The organism is Aquabacterium sp. (assembly GCF_035476535.1).
Lineage (GTDB): Bacteria > Pseudomonadota > Gammaproteobacteria > Burkholderiales > Burkholderiaceae_C > Pseudaquabacterium.
Genome location: NZ_DATILJ010000324.1, coordinates 1 through 20741, shown reverse-complemented (window position 1 = coordinate 20741; position 20741 = coordinate 1). Strand labels below are relative to the sequence as shown.

Here is a 20741-nt window from a genome sequence, read left to right as displayed (position 1 = left end):
CGGCTGGCTGGGGACAAGCCACTATAGGACGGGATGCGGCTTTCGAGTGGGCGCTGGCGAACCGGGTGCCTGCGCGCCAACGCGCTTGCGCCCGGCCCGACCCGGCGGCTTGTCTGATTCACGCAAGGCCGCGTCGATCAAGGCATCGGCCATCCACAGCGCAATGCGCTCGACCTCGCGGTCCGGCAGGCCCCAGATGTCCTTCAGGATCACATAGGGCTCGATGCCGTAGACGATCGACAGCGCGCGGTGCAGACGGTCGCGCACCGCCGGTGTCATCAGCGGGGCCAGTGGTTCGATGGCGTGCTGCAGGATGCGCACGCGGTGGCCGCGGCGGTAGGGTTCCTCCTCCAGCAGGCCGGCGCGCTCCAGCGCCCATTGCTCCAGCGACAGCTGCGCGGCGGCGCGCAACTGCGGTTCGAACTCCTTGAAGCGCGGAAAGGTCTGCACGAAGAGTTCATGCACCCGCTGGCGGCCGTTGGGGTTGTCGGAGGCCAGGATGCGCACCGGCCCGAGCGAGCTGTCGATCACCGCGGTGACCAGCGCGCTGCGGCTGGTGAAGTAGCGGTAGGCGGTGGCCCGCGAGACCTTCGAACGCACCGCCACTTCGGCCACCGAGGGAATGTGGCCGCTGGTCTGGATGATGGCCATGGCGGTGTCCAGCAGCAGGCGGAAGGTAGCGGCCTTGACGCCACGTGCCGGTGGCACCGGGGGTTCACTCAGCTTGTGTTTCAGGCGGGCCATCGGGTTTGTCCGGGGTGCGAGCGCGATTGCTTCACTTGTGAGGGTCGGATGTCGGCACGTATGATGCACGCATCCCGAATTGAGACGCAAGTCTCAATTTCGACGAGGGGCCTCCTGAAAGGCCCGGCAGGGGCCTCGCCAAGGTCCCGCGCAAGGCAAGGAGACACCGTCGATGCGCATGGCCAGCTGGTCCTGGGGTGGACGCGAACACGTGGGCCTGATCTCGGCCGACGGACGCGAAGCCACGCCGCTGGCGGTGGCCGATGCCTCGCGCGGCGTGCTGGCGCTGATCCAGGCGCTGGCGCGTGGTGAATCGCTGCCGCAGACCTCCGGCCTGCGCCTGCCGGTCGATGTGATCAGCCTGCGCGCACCGCTGCCACGTCCGCTGCGCAGCCTGTTCTGTGTCGGCCGCAATTACCACGCGCATGCGGCCGAGCTGGCCACCACGGTGTTCGCCGAAACCATGCCCAAGCACGACCCCTGGCCGATCGTCTTCGGCAAGCTCGGCGAATGCGTGATCGGCCCGTTCGACACGGTGCGGCTGCCGTCGCCAGGGGTGTCGGTGCAGATCGACTATGAATCGGAACTGGCGGTGGTCATCGGCCGCGGCGGGCGCGACATCCCGCGTTCACGCGCGATGGACCATGTCTGTGGCTACACGCTGGTCAACGATGTCACGGCACGTGATGTGCAGATGCGCCACCAGCAATGGGACCTGGGCAAGAGCTTCGACACCTTCTGCCCGATGGGGCCGTGGCTGGTGACGGCCGACGAACTCGATGTGCAGGCGCTGCGGCTGCGCGGCTGGGTCAACGGCGCGCTGCGCCAGGACGGTCGCATCAAGGACATGATCCACGACATCCCGACGCTGATCGAGACCTGCTCGCGCGGCATCACGCTGTACCCCGGCGACGTCATCGCCACCGGCACGCCGGCCGGTGTCGGCATGGGCTTGAACCCGCCGCAGTGGTTGAAGTCCGGGGACGTCGTGCGCATCGAGATCGACGGCATCGGCGCGATCGAAAACCGCTTCGGTTTCGACTGACCGGCGCCATGGTTTTCCAGCTGATCGACCGCGTGGCGGTGGAAGACGAAGGCGAAGGTCCTGCCATCGTTTGCGTGCACGGCCTGGGCGGCAGCTCGAACAGCTGGACGCCACTGATGCCGGCGCTCGCGCGCCACCGCGTGATCCGCATCGACCTGCCGGGCAGCGGGCGGTCGCAGCGCGTGGAGGGCGAGTTGTCGATCGCGCGCTATGTCGAAACGCTGCTCGCCGTGTGCGAGCGGCTGAATGTCACGCAGGCGCATTGGCTCGGCCATTCGATGGGCACCATCGTCGTGCAGCACATCGCCGCGGCGCACCCGAAGCGCGTGGCCAGCGTCGCGCTGTTCGGCCCGCTGATCGCGCCGCCCGACGCCGCGCGCACGGCGATGCGCGCCCGTGCACAGAAGGCCCGCGAGGGCGCCGCCGGCATGCACGAGATCACGTTGGCGCTGCTGAATGCCGCGATCTCGGCCGACACGCGGCAGCGCCTGCCGCTGGCCGTGGCCTTCGTGCGCGAAAGCCTGATGCGCCAGGACGGAGAGGCCTATGCCCGCAGCTGCGAAGCGCTGGCCGGCGCACCGGCGGCGGCGGTGGAGTCCATCGCCGCACCGGTGCTGCTGGTCACCGGCGACGAAGACGGCGTGGCGCCGCCCCAAGCCGTGCGCGCGATGGCCGACCGGCTGCACAACGCCGCCAGCAAGCGCGTGGTGGTGCTGCCGCGCTGCGGCCATTGGACACCGGTCGAGCGGCCGGAAGAGTGCCAGCGTGAGTTGCGTGAATTCCTGGCCGCACATCCAAGGGGTTAGTCATGGCAGATGTCATGTTCACCAACGTGCGCATCTTCGATGGCGGCGGTGAAGCGCCGTTCACCGGTGATGTGCTGGTGCAGGGCAATCGCATCACGCGTGTGGCCCGAACCGGCTTCGGTGCCCGCTCCGCGCCGGTGATCGGAGCCCAGGTGATCGATGGCGCCGGCGCCTTCCTGATGCCGGGCATGGTCGAAGCGCACACCCATTTTTCGTGGAACGACCAGCCGTCGCTGGACGCGATCCAGCGCATGCCGCCGGAGGAGCACATCCTGTGGTGTGCCGAGGTTGCGAAGCGCTATCTGGACATGGGCTGGACGAGCTGTGTGGGGGCGGCGGCGGCCAAACCTCGGCTCGACGTGGTGATCCGCAACGCGATCAACGACGGCACCATCGTCGGTCCGCGCTACCTGGCCGCCAGCCAGGAGATCACGGTGCCCGGCGGCCTGGGCGACACCACGCAACCGCACCTGCCGCAGCCGGAGTTCGCGTTCGGCGCGGTGGTCAGCGGTGCCGAGGAGATGCGCCGCTGCGTGCGCATGTTCGCGAAGTACGGGGTCGACTCGGTGAAGATCAATCTGTCGGGTGAATCGATCACCGGCATGCCCAGCGAGATGAGCCAGTTCACCGAGGAAGAGATCGCGGTGTGCGTGCAGGAGTCCAAGGCCTGGGGCAAGCGGGTCGCGGCGCATGCGCGCTCCACCTGGGCCATCAAGCAGTGTGTCAAGCAGGGCATCGAGGTGATCTACCACGCCAGCTTCACCGACACCGAGGCGCTGGACCTGCTGGAGGCGCACAAGACCGAGCACTTCATCGCGCCAGGCCTGGCCTGGCTGATCAACACCTGCCATCACGCCAGCGCCTGGGGGCTGACGAAAGAGGTGACGACGAAGATGGGCTACCACCGCGAGCTGGAAGCCGCTGTCGAGAGCATGCAGGCGTTGCGCAAGCGAGGCGTGCGCATCCTGCCCGGTGGCGACTACGGTTTTGCCTGGACGCCGCATGGCACGAATGCGAAGGACCTGGAGTACTTCGTCAAGGTCGTGGGCATGAGCACGATGGAAGCGCTGCTGTCGGCCACCGCCTGGGGCGGTCCGATGATGCGTTTGGGCAAGGTGCTCGGCTACATCCGCGAGGGCTACCTGGCCGACATCCTGCTGGTCGACGGCGACCCGCTGGCCGACATCACCGTGCTGCAGGACAAGGCACGCATCCTGGCGGTGATGAAGGATGGTGAGTTCCATCGTGCGCCCGCTGTGCGCGGCGCACGCACGACGCGCTGGGCGGCGTGAGGAGAGCAGCGATGAGCGATGTCGTTTTCACCAACGTGCGCATCCTCGACGGCAGCGGCCAGAACCCGTACGCCGGCAGCGTGCTGGTGCAGGGCCAACGCATCCGCCAGGTCGGCCGCAGCACGGCGCCGATCGCCTCGGGTGGTGCGATGGTGATCGACGGCGCCGGCGCCACGCTGATGCCGGGCATGTGCGAAGCCCATACGCACTTTTCGTGGAACGACGCGGCCACCTTGTCGGCGATCCAGACCATGCCGTTGGAAGAGCATGTGCTGTGGTGCGCGAAGGTGGCGCGGCGGTATCTCCAGGCGGGTTTCACGTCGTGTGTCGGGGCGGCCTGCGCCAAGCCGCGGCTCGATGTCGTGATCCGCAATGCCATCAATGCCGGCCAGATCCCCGGCCCCCGCTACCTCGCCGCCAGCCAGGAGATCACCGTACTCGGCGGCCTCGGCGACGAAACCTTGCCGCACCTGCCATTCCCGGAGTTCAGCTTCGGCGTCAACATCAACGGCGCTGACGAGATGCGCAAGGCCGTGCGGCTGTTCCTCAAATACGGCGTCGACTCGATCAAGCTGAACCTCTCCGGCGACAACTTCACGCCGCAGTCGCCAGCCGAGACGACCTGGATGCTGGACGAAGAAGTCGCCGCGGCGATGCGCGAAGTCAAGATGCGCGGCAAGCGCGGCATTGCCCACGCACGATCGTCCGAGAGCGTCAAGCAGGCGCTGCGCCATGGCATCGACCTGATCTACCACGCCAGCTTCGTCGACAACGAGGCGCTGGACATGCTGGAAGCCGCGAAAGACCGCGTCTTCGTCGCGCCCGGCATCGCGATCCTGTACGCCATGCTGCACGAGGCCGAGGCCTTTGGCATCACGCACGCGATGGCCGTCGACATGGGCTACCAGATCGAGTGGGACGCGGCGCTCGAATCCCTGTCGAAGATGCACAAGCGCGGCATCCGCGTGCTGCCGGGCGGCGATTACGGCTTTGCGTTCACGCCGCATTGCCAGAACGCGCGCGACCTGGAGTTCTTCGTCAAGTACCTGGGCTTCACGCCGATGGAGGCGATCCGCTCGACCACGCTGTACGGCGGCCAGATCATGATGCGGCCGCACGAACTGGGTGTGATCAAGGACGGCTATCTCGCCGACCTGCTGCTGGTCGATGGCGACCCGCTGGCGAACCTGTCGATCTTGCGCGAGCCGAAGCGCCTGCTGGCGGTGATGAAGGACGGCGCCTTCGTCAAGTCGCCGGACATCGCATCGCAACGGGCCTGGGGGCGCGCCGCATGAGAAGCATGTCGCGGCACACGCGCGGCAGGCTGGCTGCCTGGCTGCTGGTCGGCGGGCCGATCGTGTTGTTCTCGGTGTGGGCGCTGTTCGACAACCCGCGGCTCTACCTGGTCACGCTGCTGAACGGCCTGACGCTGGCCGCGCTGTACTTCATCGTCGCCAGCGGCTTCACGCTGGTGTTCGGCCTGATGCGCAACGTCAACCTGGCGCACGGTTCCTTGTACCTGCTGGGCGGCTACATCGGCTACGTCGTTGCCACCAACACCGGCTGGTGGCCGCTGGCGCTGGCCGCCGGTTTCCTGGCCGCTGCGTTGGCCGGGCTGTTGATCCAGTGGCTGATCCTGCGCCACATGCAGGGCCAGGAACTGCGGCAGACGATGGTGACCATCGGGCTGGCCATCGTCATCGCCGACGTGCTGCTGTGGATCTTCACCGGCCAGGTGCATCAGATGGAAGCGCCGGAGTTCCTGCAGGGGCCGATCCGGAACATCCCGCTGATCAAGGCTTACTCGGCCTACCGGCTGAGCCTGCTGGTGATGGGCATCGTCATCGGCGTGCTGCTGTGGCTGCTGCTGAACCGCACCCGGGTGGGCATGATGATCCGTGCCGGCGTGGACGATCGCGGCATGCTCGCGGCCGCCGGTGTCAACGTCAACCTGGTGTTCGCCATCACCTTTGCGCTTGGCGCCGGGCTGGCCGGCCTGGGCGGCGTGATCGGTGCGGTGGAGTTGTCGATGGTGCCGGGTGAAGACACGCGGCTGCTGCTGGCTTCGCTGATCGTCGTCATCGTCGGCGGCATGGGCAGCGTCGTCGGTGCGGCCTTGGGCGCGGCGATCCTGGGTCTGGCCGAGACCTATGGGCTGGCCTATGCGCCAACCTACAGCGTGGTGCTGACCTTCGTGATCCTGATCGGCGTGCTGGCGTTCCGGCCACGCGGCATCCTGGGCAAGGCGGCTTGAGATGAGGCGCGTTCTGATGTCGAGTCACGGCCCATTGCGGTCGTTCGGTAGGAGTTCCGAAAGCCGACGTTCGCGGTGTGGAGCGCCCGAGCGGCTTGGGGTGCAGGCGCGGCGGGCCGGGTCCGGCGGTCGGCCCTGGGGGCCGACTACGCTGCGGTTCTCGGCCTGGGGGCGCGCCGTCCACTTAGCTCCGCGCACTCCGTGCGCTGCGCACAGCGCCGGCGAGTCAGTCTACGAAGCGCGCTGCGCGCGCCGCCCCCAGGCCTGCGATCCTCGCCGCCTCCCACGGTCCCGCCGCGCCCGCACCCCAAGCCGCTCTCCTGCTGGGTTGGTGGCATGCGGCACTTCGCAGTCCACCGCAGTCTCGCAAAGGCGCGGGCGGGCAGGCTGCAGCGCGCGTGGGAGGCGCCGGGCTTGGGCGGTTCGGGGGGCGGCGGGCCCGCAGGGCACGCTTCGTAGACTGACTCGCCGGCGCTGTGCGCAGCCCGCGCAGCGGGCGGAGCTAAATGGACGGCGCGCCCCCCGGGCCGGCCAAGGCCGGGAAGTCGGCCCCCAGGGCCGACCGCCGGACTCGCGCGATGCGGCCTGCCCACCCGCGCCTTTGTCGCGCTACACGTCGAACGTCCGCTTCGATCTGATGCCAACGTCCGCAGCGGGCCGCAACCGGCCACCTAACGGTGACCCGTTTCGCGCATCGCAGATCGTGCGAAGCGCAAAGGACATCTGACATGGCCGCCGCACACTGGCGCAAAGCCATGAACTCACAGGCAGCCGCCGCCGCGATGCGCCAGCGCGGTGGTTCGGTCCTGCCGGTTGCCACCTCTCCCGGCACGCCGGCCAACGACACCGCCATCCCCGGCTTCCGCTGGCCACGCCCCGCGCCGCGTCATTGGCTGGTAATGATCGGCTTGCTGGTGTTTCCGTTCATCGCCTCGCCCTTCATCACCTTCCAGGTCGGCGCGCAGTCGCTGGTGCTGGGCATGATCGCGTTGTCGCTCAGTTTCCTGGCCGGCTACGGCGGCATGGTCTCGCTGGCGCAGATGACGGTGGCCGGCATTGCCGGTTATGCGCTGGCGGTGTTCGGCCACAGCAGCAGTGCCGAGATCAGCCTGGGCTGGCCGTGGTGGCTGGCAGTGCCGGTGGCGATCGTCATCGCGGTGCTCAGCTCGGCGCTGATCGGCTGGCTGTCGGTGCGCACCGAGGGCATCTACACGATCATGATCACGCTGGCCATCGGCGTGGCTTTCTATTACCTGGTGCTGCAGAACTACAGTGTGTTCAACGGCTTCCAGGGTCTGCGCGAACTGAAAGCCCCCACTGTGTTCGGCGTGCAATGGCGCGCGCCGGTGCCGTTCTACGCGCTGTCGCTGGTGTGTGCGCTGGCGGCTTATGGCCTGGTGGCCTACGTCGTGCGTTCGCCGTTCGGCATTGCGCTGCAAGGCATCCGCGACAACCCGCGCCGCATGGGCGCGCTGGGCTACGCGGTGGTGGCGCACCGCGTCGCGGCCTACGCGCTGTCGGGGCTGATCGCGGCGGTCGGCGGCGTGCTGCTGGCCTGGTACAACGCGCTGATGTCGCCCGGCTCGGTGGGTACCGGCTGGCTGATCAACATCCTCGTCATCGCCGTGCTCGGCGGTGTCAAGCACCCGATCGGCGCTTTCCTCGGCGCGATCGTCTTCGTGCTGCTGCAGACCTTCGCGATCGACGTGATCGACCGCGAACGCTTCAACCTCGTGATCGGCGGCGTGTTCCTCGCCATCGTGCTGTTTTCCCCCGACGGCCTGCTCGGACTGTGGGCGAAATTGCGCTCGCGTTTCGGCTCACGGCAGGCCATCACTTCCCACCACAGGAGACGAGCGTGAAACTGACGACGAAGCGAATCTGGATCCATTCCATCGTGGGTGCCGCTGCGGCGGCAGCACTGTCCGGCGGCGCCTGGGCTCAGGGCCAGCCGGTGAAGATCGGCCTGCTGGCGACGCTGGAAGGGCCGTTTGCCGCCGGCGGTGCCGACGGCATGCGCGGCGCCGAACTGGCGGTCAAGGAACGGGGCGGCGTCGTGGCCGGCCGCAAGATCGAGATCATCAAGGCCTCGTCCGACGCCAAGCCGGACGTGGCGGTGAACGCCACCCGCAAGCTGGTCGAGCAGGACAAGGTCGACATCATGGTCGGCCCGCTGTCCGGCGGCGAAGGTATCGCGGTGAAGGACTACTCGAAGACCCAGCCGCAGGTGACCTTCATCAATGGCGGCTCCGGCGCGCAGGCCACGACCCTGGTCAACCCCAGCGCGAATTTCTTCCGCTTCAACACCGAGGGTGGGCAGTGGATGGTCGGCCTGGGTAAGGCGGCGCTGGCCAAGGGCTACAAGCGCACGATGGTGATCGCCGAGGACTATGCCTTCCCGTACTCGCAGGTGCAGGGCTTCATGGCTGAGTACTGCCGCTTGGGCGGCAAGGTGCCGGCCAAGGCCTGGGTGCCGCTGGGCGGCAAGGACTACTCGTCGGTGATCGCCACGATCCCGAAGGACGTGGATGCGCTGCTGGTGGTGCTGGGCGGCGCCGATGCGGTGAACTTCCTGACCCAGTACGAAAACTCCGGCGGCGACAAGCCGATGCTGGGCGGCTCGATCACCGTCAGCCAGGACGTGCTGAACTACAAGGGCAAGCGCCGCGATTCGCTGATCGGCACCTTGTCGGCCGGCCCGCTGGCCGACGCCTACGACGGCGCCGACTGGCAGGCCTTCGTCGCCGACTACCGCAAGACCTACCCGGTCTCGGCCGGCGGCTTCCCGAGCCCGAGCCTGTTCGCCTATGTCTACTACGTGAACATGAAGGCCGCGCTCGAAGGCCTGGCCGCAGTGAACGGCGACCTGTCGAACAACCAGGCCAAGTACCGCGAGACGTTGTCGAAGATGGTGCTGAAGACGCCGAACGGCCCGGTCAAGCTCGACAGCAACCGCCAGGCCATCGGCACCACCTTCGTCACCGAGGTCGTGAAGGACGCGCAGGGCAACCTGTTCAACAAGGTGCACAGCAAGGTCGACAACGTCGAGCAGTTGCTGGGCATGAAGCCCGACGAGTTCAAGATCGGCTCGCGCGACGTGCCCAGCTGCCCGTGACTGTGGACCCCCACGCTCCCTACCGGTCGCTGCCCCCCGGGGGGGCTCTCTCTGCGGACCGGCAGAGCCGGATCCGCGCGAGCGGCTTGGTTGGGGCGGCCGGGGCGCTGGCGGGCAATGATGCGCTGACGCTGGTGAACGTCACGCGGGCGTTTGGGGCCTTGCGGGCGGTGGACGATGTGTCGCTGTCGGTGGCGGCGGGGCAGAAGTACGCGATCCTGGGGTCGAACGGCGCCGGCAAGACCACGCTGTTCAACGCCATCACCGGTGACTATCCGCCGACCGCCGGGCGCATCATGTTCTTCGGTGAAGACATCACCGAGCTGCCGCCGCACGAGCGCATCCGCAAGGGCCTGCGGCGCACCTACCAGTCTTCGCTGCTGTTCCGCGACCTGACGGTGCGCGACAACCTGTTCCTGGCGGTGCGCGGCGTCAGCAGCGGCCGCTTCAGCCTGTGGCGGGCGCCGCGGGGCCATGCGTCGGTGCGGGCGACGCAGGAACTGCTGGACCGCGCGCGGCTGAGCCACATCGCCGACGTGCGCGTGGCCGACCTGGCGCATGGCCAGCAGCGGCAGTTGGAGATCGGCATGGCGTTGGCCGGCGCGCCGCGGCTGATCCTGTTCGACGAACCCGCCGCCGGGCTGTCGCCGGCCGAACGCCGCGAGCTGGTGGCGCTGCTGCGCTCGCTGCCCGCGCACATGAGCTTCGTGCTGATCGAGCACGATCTGGACATCGCGCTGCGGGTCGTCGAGCGGGTGACCGTGATGCACAACGGCCGCGAACTGCGCACCGGCAGCCCCGGCGAGATCGAGAGCGACGCGCAGGTGCAGGCGATCTACATGGGGAGCAAGCACTGAAATGAAGCCCCCACGCTTCCTTCGGTCCGCGCCTTGCAGGCCGCGCCGGGCCAATGGCCCGGCTCCTCGCCAGGCAGGAAGAGTCCACTGGACTCTTCCTGTCCGGGCTCGGCCCCCCGAGGGGGCCCTTGCTGCGGACCGGCAGAGCCGGATCCGCGCAAGACCTTGGACGGGATCCGTTTCATGCGGGGATCGCACGCGGTACTCCGCCGGCGAGGGACTGCCATGATGGCGTGGTTCGGGCGCCAGCACGATCGTGGCGACACCGTGCCCCGCGGCCCGGTGCTGGTCGTCGAAGGCCTCGATGTGTTCTATGGCCGCGCCCATGCGCTGCAAGGCGTCAGTCTGCAGATCGATCGCGGCGTGCTCGGCATCGTCGGCCGCAACGGCATGGGCAAGACCACGCTGTGCAACGCCATCACCGGGCTGGTGCCGGCGCAGGGCAGTGTCAGGCTTCTAGGCGAAGAAGTGCTCGGCCGCACGCCGAATCAGATCACCCAACGCGGCATCGCCTACGTGCCGCAGGGCCGGCGCATCTGGCCGTCGCTGTCGGTCGACGAAACGCTGCGACTGGTGGCGCGCCGCAAGCGCGATGTCGAGCGCATCTATGCGATGTTCCCGCGGCTGGCCGAACGGCGCGGCCATGGCGGCGGGCAGTTGTCGGGCGGTGAGCAGCAGATGCTGGCGATCGGCCGCGCGCTGCTGCTGAACCCGCGGCTGCTGGTGATGGACGAGCCGACCGAGGGCCTGGCGCCGGTGATCGTCGAGCAGGTGGCGCAGGCGCTGCGTGAACTGGCGGCCGAAGGCGAGATCGCCGTGCTGCTGATCGAGCAGAACCTCGGCGTCGCGATGGCCGTGGCCGATCGCATCGGCGTGATGGTCAACGGCCGCATCGCGCAGCAGATGCCGACGACGCAGCTGGCAGCCGATCGCGACTTGCAGGAAAGATTGCTGGGCATACGGTCTGGTGGACCCGACGACGAACCCGAGCCGATGACAGGCGCCGACGCCGACGCGCGGGCACCCACGCAGGTGCTGACCGTGCGGCGCGCGCATGGTGATGGCGCGCCGTCGCTGAACGACTTGGCGCCCAACACCGTGCGCGGCTTCACCCGCTGGAATGCCGGTGGCACCGCCGCGCCGATGACCGACATCGTGCGTGTGGCGCCGACCGCCGCAGCGCTGACGGTCCATCCGGCTCGGCCTGCCGCCGCCTCGCCGCAGGTCTTCGACTTCCCGGTCGCCGCCAGCAGCGCGCGCGCGGCCTATGTCGCCGGCACCTTCGACACCAAGGGCCGTGAGCTGTTCTTCCTGCGCCAGTGCCTGGAGCGGCTGGGTCTGCGGGTCGTCACGGTGGACTTGTCCACGTCGGGCAAACCATCACCGGCCAGCGTGCATCCCCGCGAGGTGGCACGCCACCATCCCCAAGGCGAAGCCGCGGTGTTCAGCAGCGACCGCGGCATGGCCATCGCCGCCATGGCCATCGCTTTCGAAGCTTATGTGCAGACCCGCCGCGACCTCGGTGGACTGATCTCGGCCGGCGGCTCCGGCGGCAGCTCCATGGCCAGCCAGGGCATGCGCGCGTTGGCCATCGGCGTGCCGAAGGTACTTGTCTCGACAATGGCCAGCGGCGACACCCGGCCCTACGTCGGCCCCAGCGACATCTGCATGATGTATTCGGTCACCGACGTGCAGGGCATCAACCGCATCAGCGAAAAGGTGCTGGCCAATGCCGCGCACGCGCTGGCCGGCATGATCGCCCACCCGGCGCTGGTGTCCGACACCACCAAACCGGCGATCGGGCTGACGATGTTCGGTGTCACCACGCCCTGTGTGCAGGCGGTGACGAAACGCCTAGCAGCCGCCTACGACTGCCTGGTTTTCCACGCCACCGGCGTCGGCGGCCAGTCGATGGAGAAGCTGGCCGACTCGGGGCTGCTGGCCGGCGTGATCGACGTCTCGACCACCGAGATCGCCGACGAGATCGCCGGCGGTGTGCTGTCGGCCGGCCCGACCCGGCTGGATGTCTTTGCACGCCACGCACTGCCGTATGTCGGCTCCTGCGGTGCGCTGGACATGGTGAACTTCGGCGTCTGGGACAGCGTGCCCGAGCGGTTCAAATCGCGCCGGCTCTACCGCCACAACCCGACGATCACCTTGATGCGCACGACGGTGGACGAGTGCCGCGCGATCGGCGCCTTCATCGCCAACAAGCTCAACGCGATGCGCGGCCCGGTGCGCTTCCTGATCCCCGAAGGCGGCGTCTCGGCGATCGACAAACCCGGCCAGGCTTTTCACGACCCCGAGGCCGACCGCGCGCTGTTCTCGGCCATCGAGCAGGCTTTTCGCAGCGGCAGCGACCACCAGCTGCAACGCCTGCCGCTGCACATCAACGACGAAGCCTTTGCCGACGCGCTGGTCGCGGCCTGGCAGGACATCTGCCGGCCGACTGCCAGCGCGCGGCGTGCCTGATCGAACAATCACACATTCACCGCACCATCATGCCTAGCATCAACCGCTCCACCTTGCTCGAACGCTTCCGCAAGAAGATCGCCGCGGGCCAGCCATTGATCGGCGGCGGCGCCGGCACGGGGCTGTCGGCCAAATGCGAAGAGGCCGGTGGCATCGACCTGATCGTGATCTACAACTCGGGCCGCTACCGCATGGCCGGCCGCGGGTCGCTGGCCGGCCTGCTGGCCTATGGCAATGCCAATGAGATCGTCTGCGAGATGGCGCACGAGGTGCTGCCGGTCGTCAAGCACACGCCGGTGCTGGCCGGCGTCAACGGCACCGACCCGTTCATGATCCCCGAGCAGTTCCTGCAGCGGCTGATCGCGCTGGGCTTCTCGGGCGTGCAGAACTTCCCGACCGTGGGGCTGATCGACGGCACGTTCCGCGCGAACCTCGAAGAAACCGGCATGGGCTATGCACTGGAGGTCGAGCTGATCGCGCGGGCCCATGCGCTGGACTTGCTGACGACGCCCTATGTCTTCAACGAGGCCGAAGCGCAGGCGATGGCCGGGGCCGGCGCCGACATCGTGGTCTGCCATCTCGGCCTGACGACGGGCGGGGCCATCGGCGCCGAGACCGCGCTGACCCTGGCCGATTGCATCGCGCGCATCAACGCCTGGGCCGCGGCCGCGAAGGCGGTGAATCCGGACGTCATCGTGCTCTGCCACGGTGGCCCGATCGCCACGCCCGACGACGCGCAGCAGGTGCTCGCGCAATGCCCGGCCTGCCATGGCTTTTACGGCGCCAGTTCGATGGAGCGCCTGCCGACCGAGCTGGCGCTGACCGAGACCACGCGGCGCTTCGTGCAGATCAAAAGATAAGGAAACACCATGTCTGGCTCGCAGTTCGGTAGCTTCCTCCTCGGCCTGATCGTCGTTGCGATCATCGTCGGCATCGTCGTCTGGCTGATGCACTGGCTCTACCTGCGCAGCTCGAAGGAGCGGGCCTTCGTGCGCACGGGGCTCGGTGGCCAGAAGGTGGTGCTCGACGGCGGCGCCTTCGTGCTGCCGATCGTGCACGACGTGATTCCGGTGAACATGAACACGCTGCGATTGGAGGTCAGCCGTGGGCGTGACAAGGCCCTGATCACGAAAGACCGCATGCGTGTCGACGTCATCGCCGAGTTCTATGTGCGCGTCGCCGCGATGCCCGATGCGGTGGCCGCCGCCGCGCAGACGCTGGGCCTGCGCACGATGGAGCCGGACCAGCTGAAGGAACTGGTCGAAGGCAAGTTCGTCGATGCGCTGCGCACCGCGGCGGCCGAGATGACGATGGAAGAGCTGCATGAACGGCGCGGCGCCTACGTCAAACGCGTGCGCGAGGCGGTGGCCGAAGACCTGACGAAGAACGGGCTGGAGCTCGAGGCCGCTTCGCTGACGCAGCTGGACCAGACGGCAATGGAGTACTTCAACCCCAGCAATGCCTTCGACGCCGAAGGCCTGACACGGCTCACCGAGCAGATCGAACACCGCAAGAAGCAGCGCAACGATGTCGAGCAGGACACGCTGATCGCCATCCGCAACAAGAACCTCGAGGCCGAGAAGCTGTCGCTGGACATCGACCGTGAGAGTGAATACGCCCGCCTGAGCCAGCAGCGCGAGGTCGAGATCGCCCGCGCACGGCAGCGCGCCGAGGTGGCCACCGAACGTGCGCAGCGGGAGCAGGCGGCCGAAGGCGCGCAGATCGCCGCGAAGCAGAGCATCGACACCGCGCGCATCCGTTCCGAGCAGACGCTGGAAGAAGAGCGCATCGGCAAGGAGCGCGCGATCCAGGGCGCCGAGATCGAGCGGCGTTTGTCGCTGGAGCTGGCCGAGCAGCAGCGCTCGATCGCCCTGGCCCGCGAAAGCAAGGTGCAGAGCGAGGCCCAGGCCGAAGCCGAGGTGGCCCGTGCGCTGGCGGTATCGGCCGAAGAGAAGGTGTTCACCGCCCGCGAGGTGGAAACCGCCGAGCGCAGGAAGGCCATCGAGCTGATCGCCGCGGCGCAGATCGCCGAACGCGATGCGCTGCGGCTGACCTCGGCCGCGATGGCCGAGAAGAGCGCCAGCGCCGACCGCGGTGCCGCGGTGCGCGCCCAGGCCGAGGCCGATGCCGATGCCGACAAGATCAAGTCGATGGCGATGCGTGTGCGTGCCGAGATCGAAGCCGAAGGGCTGCGCCTGATGAACGAGGCGCACAACATGCTATCGCCCGAAGCCCGCGTGTCGGCGCTGCGCATGCGGCTGGTCGAGAAGGCCGAAGCGATCATCCGCGAATCGGTGCGCCCGATGGAGCGCATCGAAGGCATCAAGATCCTGCATGTCGACGGGCTGGGCGGCTCGGGTGGCGGTGGTGGTGGGGATGGTGCCCATGGCGGCGGCAACTTCGCCGACAGCGTCGTCAATTCGGCGCTGCGTTTCCGCGCCCAGGCGCCGCTGGTCGACCAGCTGCTGCGCGAGATCGGCCTCGAAGGCGGCGACATCCAGCGCCTGGCCGGCGTCGCCAGCGGCGCGCAGGCCTCGCTGCCACCGGCCCCGACCAAGGCCACGAAGGAATAGCCGATGGTGCAGGTCTATGCCTCCAGCGTCATCGACGCCAGCGCCGACAGTGTTTGGTCGCGCATCCGTGACTTCAATGCGCTGCCGCAATGGCACCCGCTGATCGCAGACAGCCGCATCGAGAACAACCAGCCGGGCGACCGCGTCGGCTGCATCCGCCACTTCCATCTGCGCGACGGCGGCATGATCCGCGAGCGGCTGCTGGCGCTGTCGGACTACGAGTACAGCTGCGTCTACGAAATCCTCGAAAGCCCGATGGCCGTCGAACACTACATCGCGACGCTGAAGCTGACGCCGGTGACCGATGGTGGCCGCTGTTTTGCCGAATGGAGCGCGGAGTTCGATTGCGCGCCGGACCGCGAGCGTGAGCTGAGCGAAGCGATCGGCGGCGGTGTCTTCCAAGGCGGCTTCGACGCGCTGAAGCGGCACTTCGGATCGCGCTGATGACCGGCCGGGACTCACCCTGATCATGCAGCGCGTCGTGCGCTCGACCATCATCGACGCGCCGATCGAGCGCGTGTGGGCGGTGCTGCGCGACTTCAACAGCCACGACCAGTGGCACGACGCGGTGGAGACCAGCCGCATCGAAGGGGGCGAGCGCAGCGACCAGGTCGGCTGCATCCGCAACTTCACGCTGAAGGACGGCAACCGCATCCGCGAGCAGTTGCTGACTTTGTCCGACACCGACTACCGCAGCACCTACTGCATCGTCGAAGCCACCGTGCCGCTGCAGCGTTATGTCGCGACGATCACGCTGAAGCCGGTGACCGATGGCCGGCGCACCTTCTGGCATTGGGAGTCGAGCTTCGCGACGCCGCCGGGGCAGGAGCGTGAGCTGCACGACATGGTGGCGAAAGGCGTCTACGAAACCGGCTTCATGAACCTGCAGCGCCACCTGCGCCAGGGTGGCGACCTGCAGCCGCGCGGCAGCATCACGATGCCCACGGCCCTGCCGGTGCCGACGCGCCGCGTCGGCATCCGGCGCTATGGTGAGGCCGAGCTGCTGCAGCCCGAAGACGCGATGGCCGAGCCGCCCGCGGAGGGCGAAGTGCGCATCCGCCAGCGCGCGATCGGCATCAACTTCATCGATGTCTACCTGCGGCGCGGCTGGATGCCGGCGATGCTGCCGCTGGTGACTGGCGCATCGGCGGTGCCGGGCATGGAGGCTGCGGGCACCGTGCTCGATGTCGGCAGCCACGTCAACGGCCTGCTGCCCGGCGACCGCGTGGCCTACCTCGGGCCCGTACCGGGTGCCTACTGCAGCGTGCGCAGCGTGCCGGCCGATTGGGTCGTGCGGCTGCCGCCGGCGGTGGAAGACCCAGTGGCGGCGGCACTGCTGCTGAAGGGCCTGACCGCCGACATGCTGCTGCGCGACCTGGGCCATGTCGGCCCCGGAACGCGGCTGCTGGTGCATGCCGCGGCGGGTGGTGTCGGGCTGCTGGTGTGTGCCTGGGCGCGGCGGCTGGGCGCGCGCGTGCTGGGCACGGTGTCCACCGAACAGAAGGCCCGCATCGCGCGCGAACATGGCTGCGACGAGGTGATCGTCACGCGCGACTACCGTTTCGCCGACGCGGTGCAGCGTGCCTGCGGCGGTGCCGATGTGGTGATCGACGGCCTGGGCGATGCCGCCCGCGATGAGAACCTGGCCGCGCTGGCCCGCCGCGGCCACTGGATCAGCCTGGGCCAGGCCAGCGGGCCGCTGCAGCCGCTGGCACCCGATGCGCTGGTGGCCAAATCGCTGAGCTTCTCGCGGCCGGTGGTCTTCGACTACGTGGTCGAGCCGCGGCAATTGGCCGAACGCGCGCAGCGCGTGTGGAACGCGCTGGCCGACGGCACGCTGAAAGTCCCGCCGATCGAACACTTCGCGCTCGACGCCGCAGCGCAAGCCCATGCGCGGCTCGAAACGCGCGCCACGATCGGCGCGCTGATCCTGATCACATGACTCTCGGGAGAACACCATGATCGTCGGCATGAACCACTTCACCGTGATCGCCGAAGACGAAGAGAAGACACTGGACTTCTACGTCGGCCTTCTAGGCCTGACGGTGGGCCACCGGCCCGACCTCGGTTTCCCCGGCGCCTGGCTCTACGCCGGTGGACCACAAGCGGTGCTGCACATGTACTTCGGCCGGCCGCTGCCCAGCCAGCGCGCCGGCGTGATCGACCACATGGCCTTCACCGCCACCGACCTGCGCGCGGTGAAGGCGCGCTTCGACCAGCGCGGCCTGAAGTACGACCTGCGCCAGCAGCCGGGCGCCGGCACCTGGCAGCTGTTCACCTTCGACCCGAACGGGGCCAAGGTCGAACTGGACTTCGACGCGTCGGAGACGCTGTAGCGCTGCCGTCGGGTCAAGGCGTGGTATTTCGGAATTCAGGATGTTCGGATGCTTTGGCGTGGGGGGAGGGTGATAATTTCGGAGTTTGATGAATTGTTGGCGGCGAAGTCAGGGATATGGCATGATTTCGGAATTCAAGAAATAGGCCTACCAAGCATCAGCGGATGGTCACCATCCCGGGAATTCCGAAATGAGTCCTGCCCCTGCCCCTGCCGCAGCGCCCGAACTCCTGCGCATCACCGATGCCAGCGCCTTCGGACCGGCCATCCGAGCCCGTCGACGTGGGCAGTCGCTTCGCATCGACGACGCGGCCTCGTTGAGTGGCGTCTCGGTTGATCTGCTCTCTCGCCTCGAGAACGGCAAGGGCTCGGTGCGGCTGGACAAGCTGCTGGCGGTGTTGGACGGCCTGGGGCTCGCGCTCGTGCTCGGCCCCAAGGACCATCCTGGGATGCAGTCCGCCTCGACGCCCGGCGGCGTTGCGGACCAGCCATGAACCCGACAATCGGCCCCGCCATCGACACGCTGAATCCCCCCCACGTGCTCCATCTCTGGGCCGACGACCGAAAGGTGGCGACACTGGGCCACGAGGCCCTGAACGACCGCTGGTCGCTGGACTACGACGCGGGCTGGGTTGCGATGCCGCAGGCGTTTCCGCTCTCGCCTGCATTGCCGTTCGATCCCGCGGCCGAAGGCTATGCCGCCGGCGCGGTGAAGCGCTTCGTGGAGAACCTGCTGCCCGAGGGGCGTGCGCTCGACATCACGGCCACCACCTACCGCGTGTCGAAGTTGAACATCTATGCGCTGATCAGCGCGCTGGGGACCGAAACCACCGGGGCGTTCCGGTTCTGGCGTCCGGATGAAGTGCCTCCCAGCGTCGCCGCCGTGCCACCGCGGGAAGTGACCCGCGAGGAGCTGGACAGACGACTGGCCGAGCGCGACGACGTTCCGCTGGCGGTCTGGGATGGCAAGCTCCGCCTGTCCATCGCCGGCGTGCAGGACAAGCTGATGGTCTACCTGGACCGCCCGCTCGACGATGGCGGACGCCTGTTCCTGGTCGAGCCGCCGTTGGCGTCGACGCACATCCTCAAGCCCGAGCCCGGCCGGCCGGTGACGCCGCATCTGGTCGTCAATGAACACTACTGCATGTCCCTGGCGCGACGCATGAAGCTGCCGGTGGCCGAGGTGAGCATCCTTCGCACACCCAGGCCGGTGCTGGTTGTCGCTCGATTCGACCGCGTTGTCGTCGAAGGCGCGGGACAAGGCGGCGAAGGGCCTCAGGTGCAACGCCTGCACATCATCGACGCCTGCCAGGCTTCGGACCTGCCCGCGAGCTGCAAGTACGAGCGCAACCTCGGCAGCGGCGAACACGTGCGCAACATCCGCGAGGGGGTGAGCTTCGAAGTGCTGTTCGCGCGCGTGGCGCAGACCGTGAACAAGGCCTTGGCCCGCATGACCCTGCTGCGGTGGGCCTTGTTCCAGTTCCTGATCGGCAACAGCGATGCCCACGGCAAGAACTTCTCGTTTTACGTGCGTCGCCAGGGGCTCGACCCGGCGCCCTGGTACGACCTGGTCAGCGTCGCGCAGTACCCCGGCATCGACCATGAGCTGGCCATGGCCTGGGGCGATGCCTTCTCGCTGGCGGAGGTCGGGGCGTTCCAGCTGGCCGACTTTGCACAGCGCTGCGGGCTGGACAAGCTGCTTGTCAAACGCGAGGCCACGCGGCTGGCCAGGCTGGCGATCGAATGCGCGCCGACGCAAGCGCTGGTGGACGACTACATCGATGACAGTGAGCGCGCTTTCGCGGGCCGGCTCCGTGATTTCGTCATGGCGCAGGCCACGCGGCTGATCCAGATCGCCAGCGAGGCCGGCAAGGTCAGGCCCGAGTTCTTGTAGCCCGGCGCCGGCACCTTGTCGTGCCCGCCTGCCGCCCGAGCTCAACCCGCGGCCAGCGCCGCCGCCGCGTCCTCGTCGAGTGCGCGCCCCAGCCGCAGCAGCCCGTCGACCTGCGCGGCGCCCAGCGCTTGTTCCGCCGCCTGCCAGGCACGTTCTAGCAGTCCGTTCTCGCCGCGGTCCGGTGTCGCCCCCCGGGCTTCGAAACGCTGGCGCACATGGCCGACGAGGCGGGCGGCCGCCTCGAAGCGGCCCTGGGACGCGGCCAGCCAAGGCATCGAGGGCAGCGGTGCCAGCGCGTTGAAGCGGCGGCTGACGGCGCACGCGCGCGGCACCAGCGCGCGCGCCTCATCGAGCCGGCCGATATCGGTCAGCGCTTCCAGCAGCCCGGCCAGCACCCAGGGCAGGTTGGCGTTCTCGTCGCGGTTGCGGCGGTCGATGCGGCTCAGCAAGACCCGGCCGCGCTCGGCCGCCTCGGCATGCCGCTGCAGTGCGTTGAGCGTGTTGACGACATTCGATTCGGCCGTCTCGACCAGATCGTCGGAGCCCAGTTCCTGTCCCAGCGTCACTTCGGCCAGGCGGCCTTCCAGCACCGCGGCGTCGTCGCCGCGCACCAGCGCGGCCTTGGTCAGCGCGCCCAGCAGCCAGAAGCGTTCACGCGCCGTCGGCGGCGGTGTGGCCGCGGCCTGCGCCTGCAGCGCCGCGCAGGCTTCGTCGAGCTCGTCGCCGGCCTGCTCGATGCTGCGCACCCAGACCACCGCGGCGAACAAGGCCTGCATCGGCTGTTGCAGCGGCTGCCACAGGGCCAGTGCGCGGCGCGCCGCCGTGCGGGCCTGCGGGTCGCCGAGAAAGGTAGCGGTGCGCGCCATTTCGGTCCACCAGGTGGCCTGCACCTCGGCCGGCAGCGCCTGGCCGGCCGACGAGACCATGGCCGGCTGCAGCGCGCGCAACCACTGCGTGCACTCGTTGCGCCAGACGTAGAAGGTGCTGATGCGCGCGGCACGCGCGGTGAGCAGCGCCGCCTGGTGCAGGTCGTGCACCCGTGCCCAGCCGATGGCCTCGCGCGCGTTCTCGATGTCGGCCATGTACAGCTGGGTCGCCACGTCGCTGGGGGTATAGCGCATGAACCAGGCCGTCAGCGCGCGCGCATGCTGCCGGCGCACGGCCTCGAATTCGCCGTCTGTTTCGGCCATCGCCTGCCGGGCGAAGGCGCGCATCGTGTCCAGCAGGCGGTAGCGCGGCGGGTCGTCGGCACTGACCGTGACCAGCGAGCGGTCGGCCAAGGTGGCCAGGCCGTCGATGACCGCCCAGCGCGCCGGGCTCTCCGGTGCTTCGCTGCCATCGCCGATCACGGCCA

17 protein-coding genes and 2 pseudogenes are annotated in these 20741 nt (G+C 68.4%); 17 read left to right on the top strand and 2 right to left on the bottom strand.

The annotated features are described in order from the left end of the window. Positions 1-21: 21 nt before the first annotated feature. On the bottom strand, positions 22-744 hold the full coding sequence (locus VLK61_RS30945; protein ID WP_325427376.1) for a TetR/AcrR family transcriptional regulator: 723 nt from the start codon (positions 742-744) through the stop codon (positions 22-24). 172 nt (positions 745-916) lie between these two features. Between VLK61_RS30945 and VLK61_RS30940 the strand changes: the two genes are divergently transcribed. The 17 genes and pseudogenes from VLK61_RS30940 to VLK61_RS30860 all read left to right on the top strand — a co-directional run bounded on the left by VLK61_RS30940 (position 917) and on the right by VLK61_RS30860 (position 19387). Next, the gene (locus VLK61_RS30940; protein ID WP_325427374.1) at positions 917-1789 is read left to right on the top strand and encodes a fumarylacetoacetate hydrolase family protein; all 873 of its coding nucleotides are present in this window, start codon (positions 917-919) and stop codon (positions 1787-1789) included. Positions 1790-1797: 8 nt separating this feature from the next. Further along, positions 1798-2595 carry an alpha/beta fold hydrolase gene (locus VLK61_RS30935; protein WP_325427372.1) on the top strand — a complete coding sequence of 266 codons (798 nt, stop codon included), beginning with the start codon at positions 1798-1800 and terminating at the stop codon, positions 2593-2595. Positions 2596-2597: 2 nt separating this feature from the next. Further along, entirely contained in the window at positions 2598-3887 is a 1290-nt protein-coding gene (locus VLK61_RS30930; protein ID WP_325427370.1) for a metal-dependent hydrolase family protein, read from the top strand. A gap of 11 nt (positions 3888-3898) precedes the next feature. Next, positions 3899-5182 (top strand): metal-dependent hydrolase family protein, encoded by a 1284-nt coding sequence (locus VLK61_RS30925; RefSeq protein ID WP_325427368.1) that lies wholly within the window; start codon positions 3899-3901, stop codon positions 5180-5182. Next, positions 5179-6141: a branched-chain amino acid ABC transporter permease gene (locus VLK61_RS30920; protein WP_325427366.1), complete on the top strand. Its 963-nt coding sequence runs from the start codon at positions 5179-5181 to the stop codon at positions 6139-6141. The genes VLK61_RS30925 and VLK61_RS30920 overlap by 4 nt, the downstream gene beginning before the upstream one ends. A gap of 755 nt (positions 6142-6896) precedes the next feature. Beyond that, complete coding sequence (locus VLK61_RS30915) at positions 6897-8003, top strand: branched-chain amino acid ABC transporter permease (protein WP_325427364.1); 1107 nt, start codon at positions 6897-6899, stop codon at positions 8001-8003. Beyond that, on the top strand, positions 8000-9256 hold the full coding sequence (locus VLK61_RS30910; protein ID WP_325427362.1) for an ABC transporter substrate-binding protein: 1257 nt from the start codon (positions 8000-8002) through the stop codon (positions 9254-9256). Before VLK61_RS30915 ends, VLK61_RS30910 begins: the two co-directional genes overlap by 4 nt. 134 nt (positions 9257-9390) lie before the next feature. Then, entirely contained in the window at positions 9391-10113 is a 723-nt protein-coding gene (locus VLK61_RS30905) for an ABC transporter ATP-binding protein (RefSeq protein WP_325427360.1), read from the top strand. Positions 10114-10296: 183 nt separating this feature from the next. Then, positions 10297-10842: pseudogene (locus tag VLK61_RS30900) on the top strand (ATP-binding cassette domain-containing protein); the annotation flags it as partial. Positions 10843-11379: 537 nt separating this feature from the next. After that, positions 11380-12585 (top strand): annotated as a pseudogene (locus VLK61_RS30895) (Tm-1-like ATP-binding domain-containing protein); the annotation flags it as partial. Positions 12586-12614: 29 nt separating this feature from the next. After that, positions 12615-13445: a phosphoenolpyruvate hydrolase family protein gene (locus tag VLK61_RS30890; protein ID WP_325427358.1), complete on the top strand. Its 831-nt coding sequence runs from the start codon at positions 12615-12617 to the stop codon at positions 13443-13445. A gap of 9 nt (positions 13446-13454) precedes the next feature. Then, the gene (locus tag VLK61_RS30885) at positions 13455-15158 is read left to right on the top strand and encodes a flotillin family protein (RefSeq protein ID WP_325427355.1); all 1704 of its coding nucleotides are present in this window, start codon (positions 13455-13457) and stop codon (positions 15156-15158) included. Positions 15159-15161: 3 nt separating this feature from the next. Then, positions 15162-15602 (top strand): SRPBCC family protein, encoded by a 441-nt coding sequence (locus VLK61_RS30880; RefSeq protein WP_325427353.1) that lies wholly within the window; start codon positions 15162-15164, stop codon positions 15600-15602. 25 nt (positions 15603-15627) lie between these two features. Beyond that, a complete protein-coding gene (locus tag VLK61_RS30875; RefSeq protein WP_325427351.1) occupies positions 15628-17100 on the top strand; it encodes an SRPBCC family protein in 1473 nt (490 codons plus the stop codon). A 16-nt stretch (positions 17101-17116) separates the two neighbouring features. Then, the gene (locus VLK61_RS30870) at positions 17117-17494 is read left to right on the top strand and encodes a VOC family protein (protein ID WP_325427349.1); all 378 of its coding nucleotides are present in this window, start codon (positions 17117-17119) and stop codon (positions 17492-17494) included. Positions 17495-17684: 190 nt separating this feature from the next. Next, complete coding sequence (locus VLK61_RS30865) at positions 17685-17987, top strand: helix-turn-helix domain-containing protein (RefSeq protein WP_325427347.1); 303 nt, start codon at positions 17685-17687, stop codon at positions 17985-17987. Further along, positions 17984-19387, top strand: a complete 1404-nt coding sequence (locus VLK61_RS30860; RefSeq protein WP_325427345.1) for a HipA domain-containing protein — start codon at positions 17984-17986, stop codon at positions 19385-19387. Before VLK61_RS30865 ends, VLK61_RS30860 begins: the two co-directional genes overlap by 4 nt. 41 nt (positions 19388-19428) lie before the next feature. Here VLK61_RS30860 and VLK61_RS30855 read toward each other — a convergent pair. Next, on the bottom strand, positions 19429-20741 hold a 1313-nt coding region (locus tag VLK61_RS30855; RefSeq protein ID WP_325427343.1), incomplete at its 5' end, for a hypothetical protein.

What these genes read in the sequence shown, in the direction of transcription:
- VLK61_RS30945 (WP_325427376.1), bottom strand. Translation starts at nt 744, where the DNA reads ATGGCCCGCCTGAAACACAAGCTGAGTGAACCCCCGGTGCCACCGGCA.
- VLK61_RS30940 (WP_325427374.1), top strand. Translation starts at nt 917, where the DNA reads ATGCGCATGGCCAGCTGGTCCTGGGGTGGACGCGAACACGTGGGCCTG.
- VLK61_RS30935 (WP_325427372.1), top strand. Translation starts at nt 1,798, where the DNA reads ATGGTTTTCCAGCTGATCGACCGCGTGGCGGTGGAAGACGAAGGCGAA.
- VLK61_RS30930 (WP_325427370.1), top strand. Translation starts at nt 2,598, where the DNA reads ATGGCAGATGTCATGTTCACCAACGTGCGCATCTTCGATGGCGGCGGT.
- VLK61_RS30925 (WP_325427368.1), top strand. Translation starts at nt 3,899, where the DNA reads ATGAGCGATGTCGTTTTCACCAACGTGCGCATCCTCGACGGCAGCGGC.
- VLK61_RS30920 (WP_325427366.1), top strand. Translation starts at nt 5,179, where the DNA reads ATGAGAAGCATGTCGCGGCACACGCGCGGCAGGCTGGCTGCCTGGCTG.
- VLK61_RS30915 (WP_325427364.1), top strand. Translation starts at nt 6,897, where the DNA reads ATGAACTCACAGGCAGCCGCCGCCGCGATGCGCCAGCGCGGTGGTTCG.
- VLK61_RS30890 (WP_325427358.1), top strand. Translation starts at nt 12,615, where the DNA reads ATGCCTAGCATCAACCGCTCCACCTTGCTCGAACGCTTCCGCAAGAAG.
- VLK61_RS30885 (WP_325427355.1), top strand. Translation starts at nt 13,455, where the DNA reads ATGTCTGGCTCGCAGTTCGGTAGCTTCCTCCTCGGCCTGATCGTCGTT.
- VLK61_RS30880 (WP_325427353.1), top strand. Translation starts at nt 15,162, where the DNA reads ATGGTGCAGGTCTATGCCTCCAGCGTCATCGACGCCAGCGCCGACAGT.
- VLK61_RS30875 (WP_325427351.1), top strand. Translation starts at nt 15,628, where the DNA reads ATGCAGCGCGTCGTGCGCTCGACCATCATCGACGCGCCGATCGAGCGC.
- VLK61_RS30870 (WP_325427349.1), top strand. Translation starts at nt 17,117, where the DNA reads ATGATCGTCGGCATGAACCACTTCACCGTGATCGCCGAAGACGAAGAG.
- VLK61_RS30865 (WP_325427347.1), top strand. Translation starts at nt 17,685, where the DNA reads ATGAGTCCTGCCCCTGCCCCTGCCGCAGCGCCCGAACTCCTGCGCATC.
- VLK61_RS30860 (WP_325427345.1), top strand. Translation starts at nt 17,984, where the DNA reads ATGAACCCGACAATCGGCCCCGCCATCGACACGCTGAATCCCCCCCAC.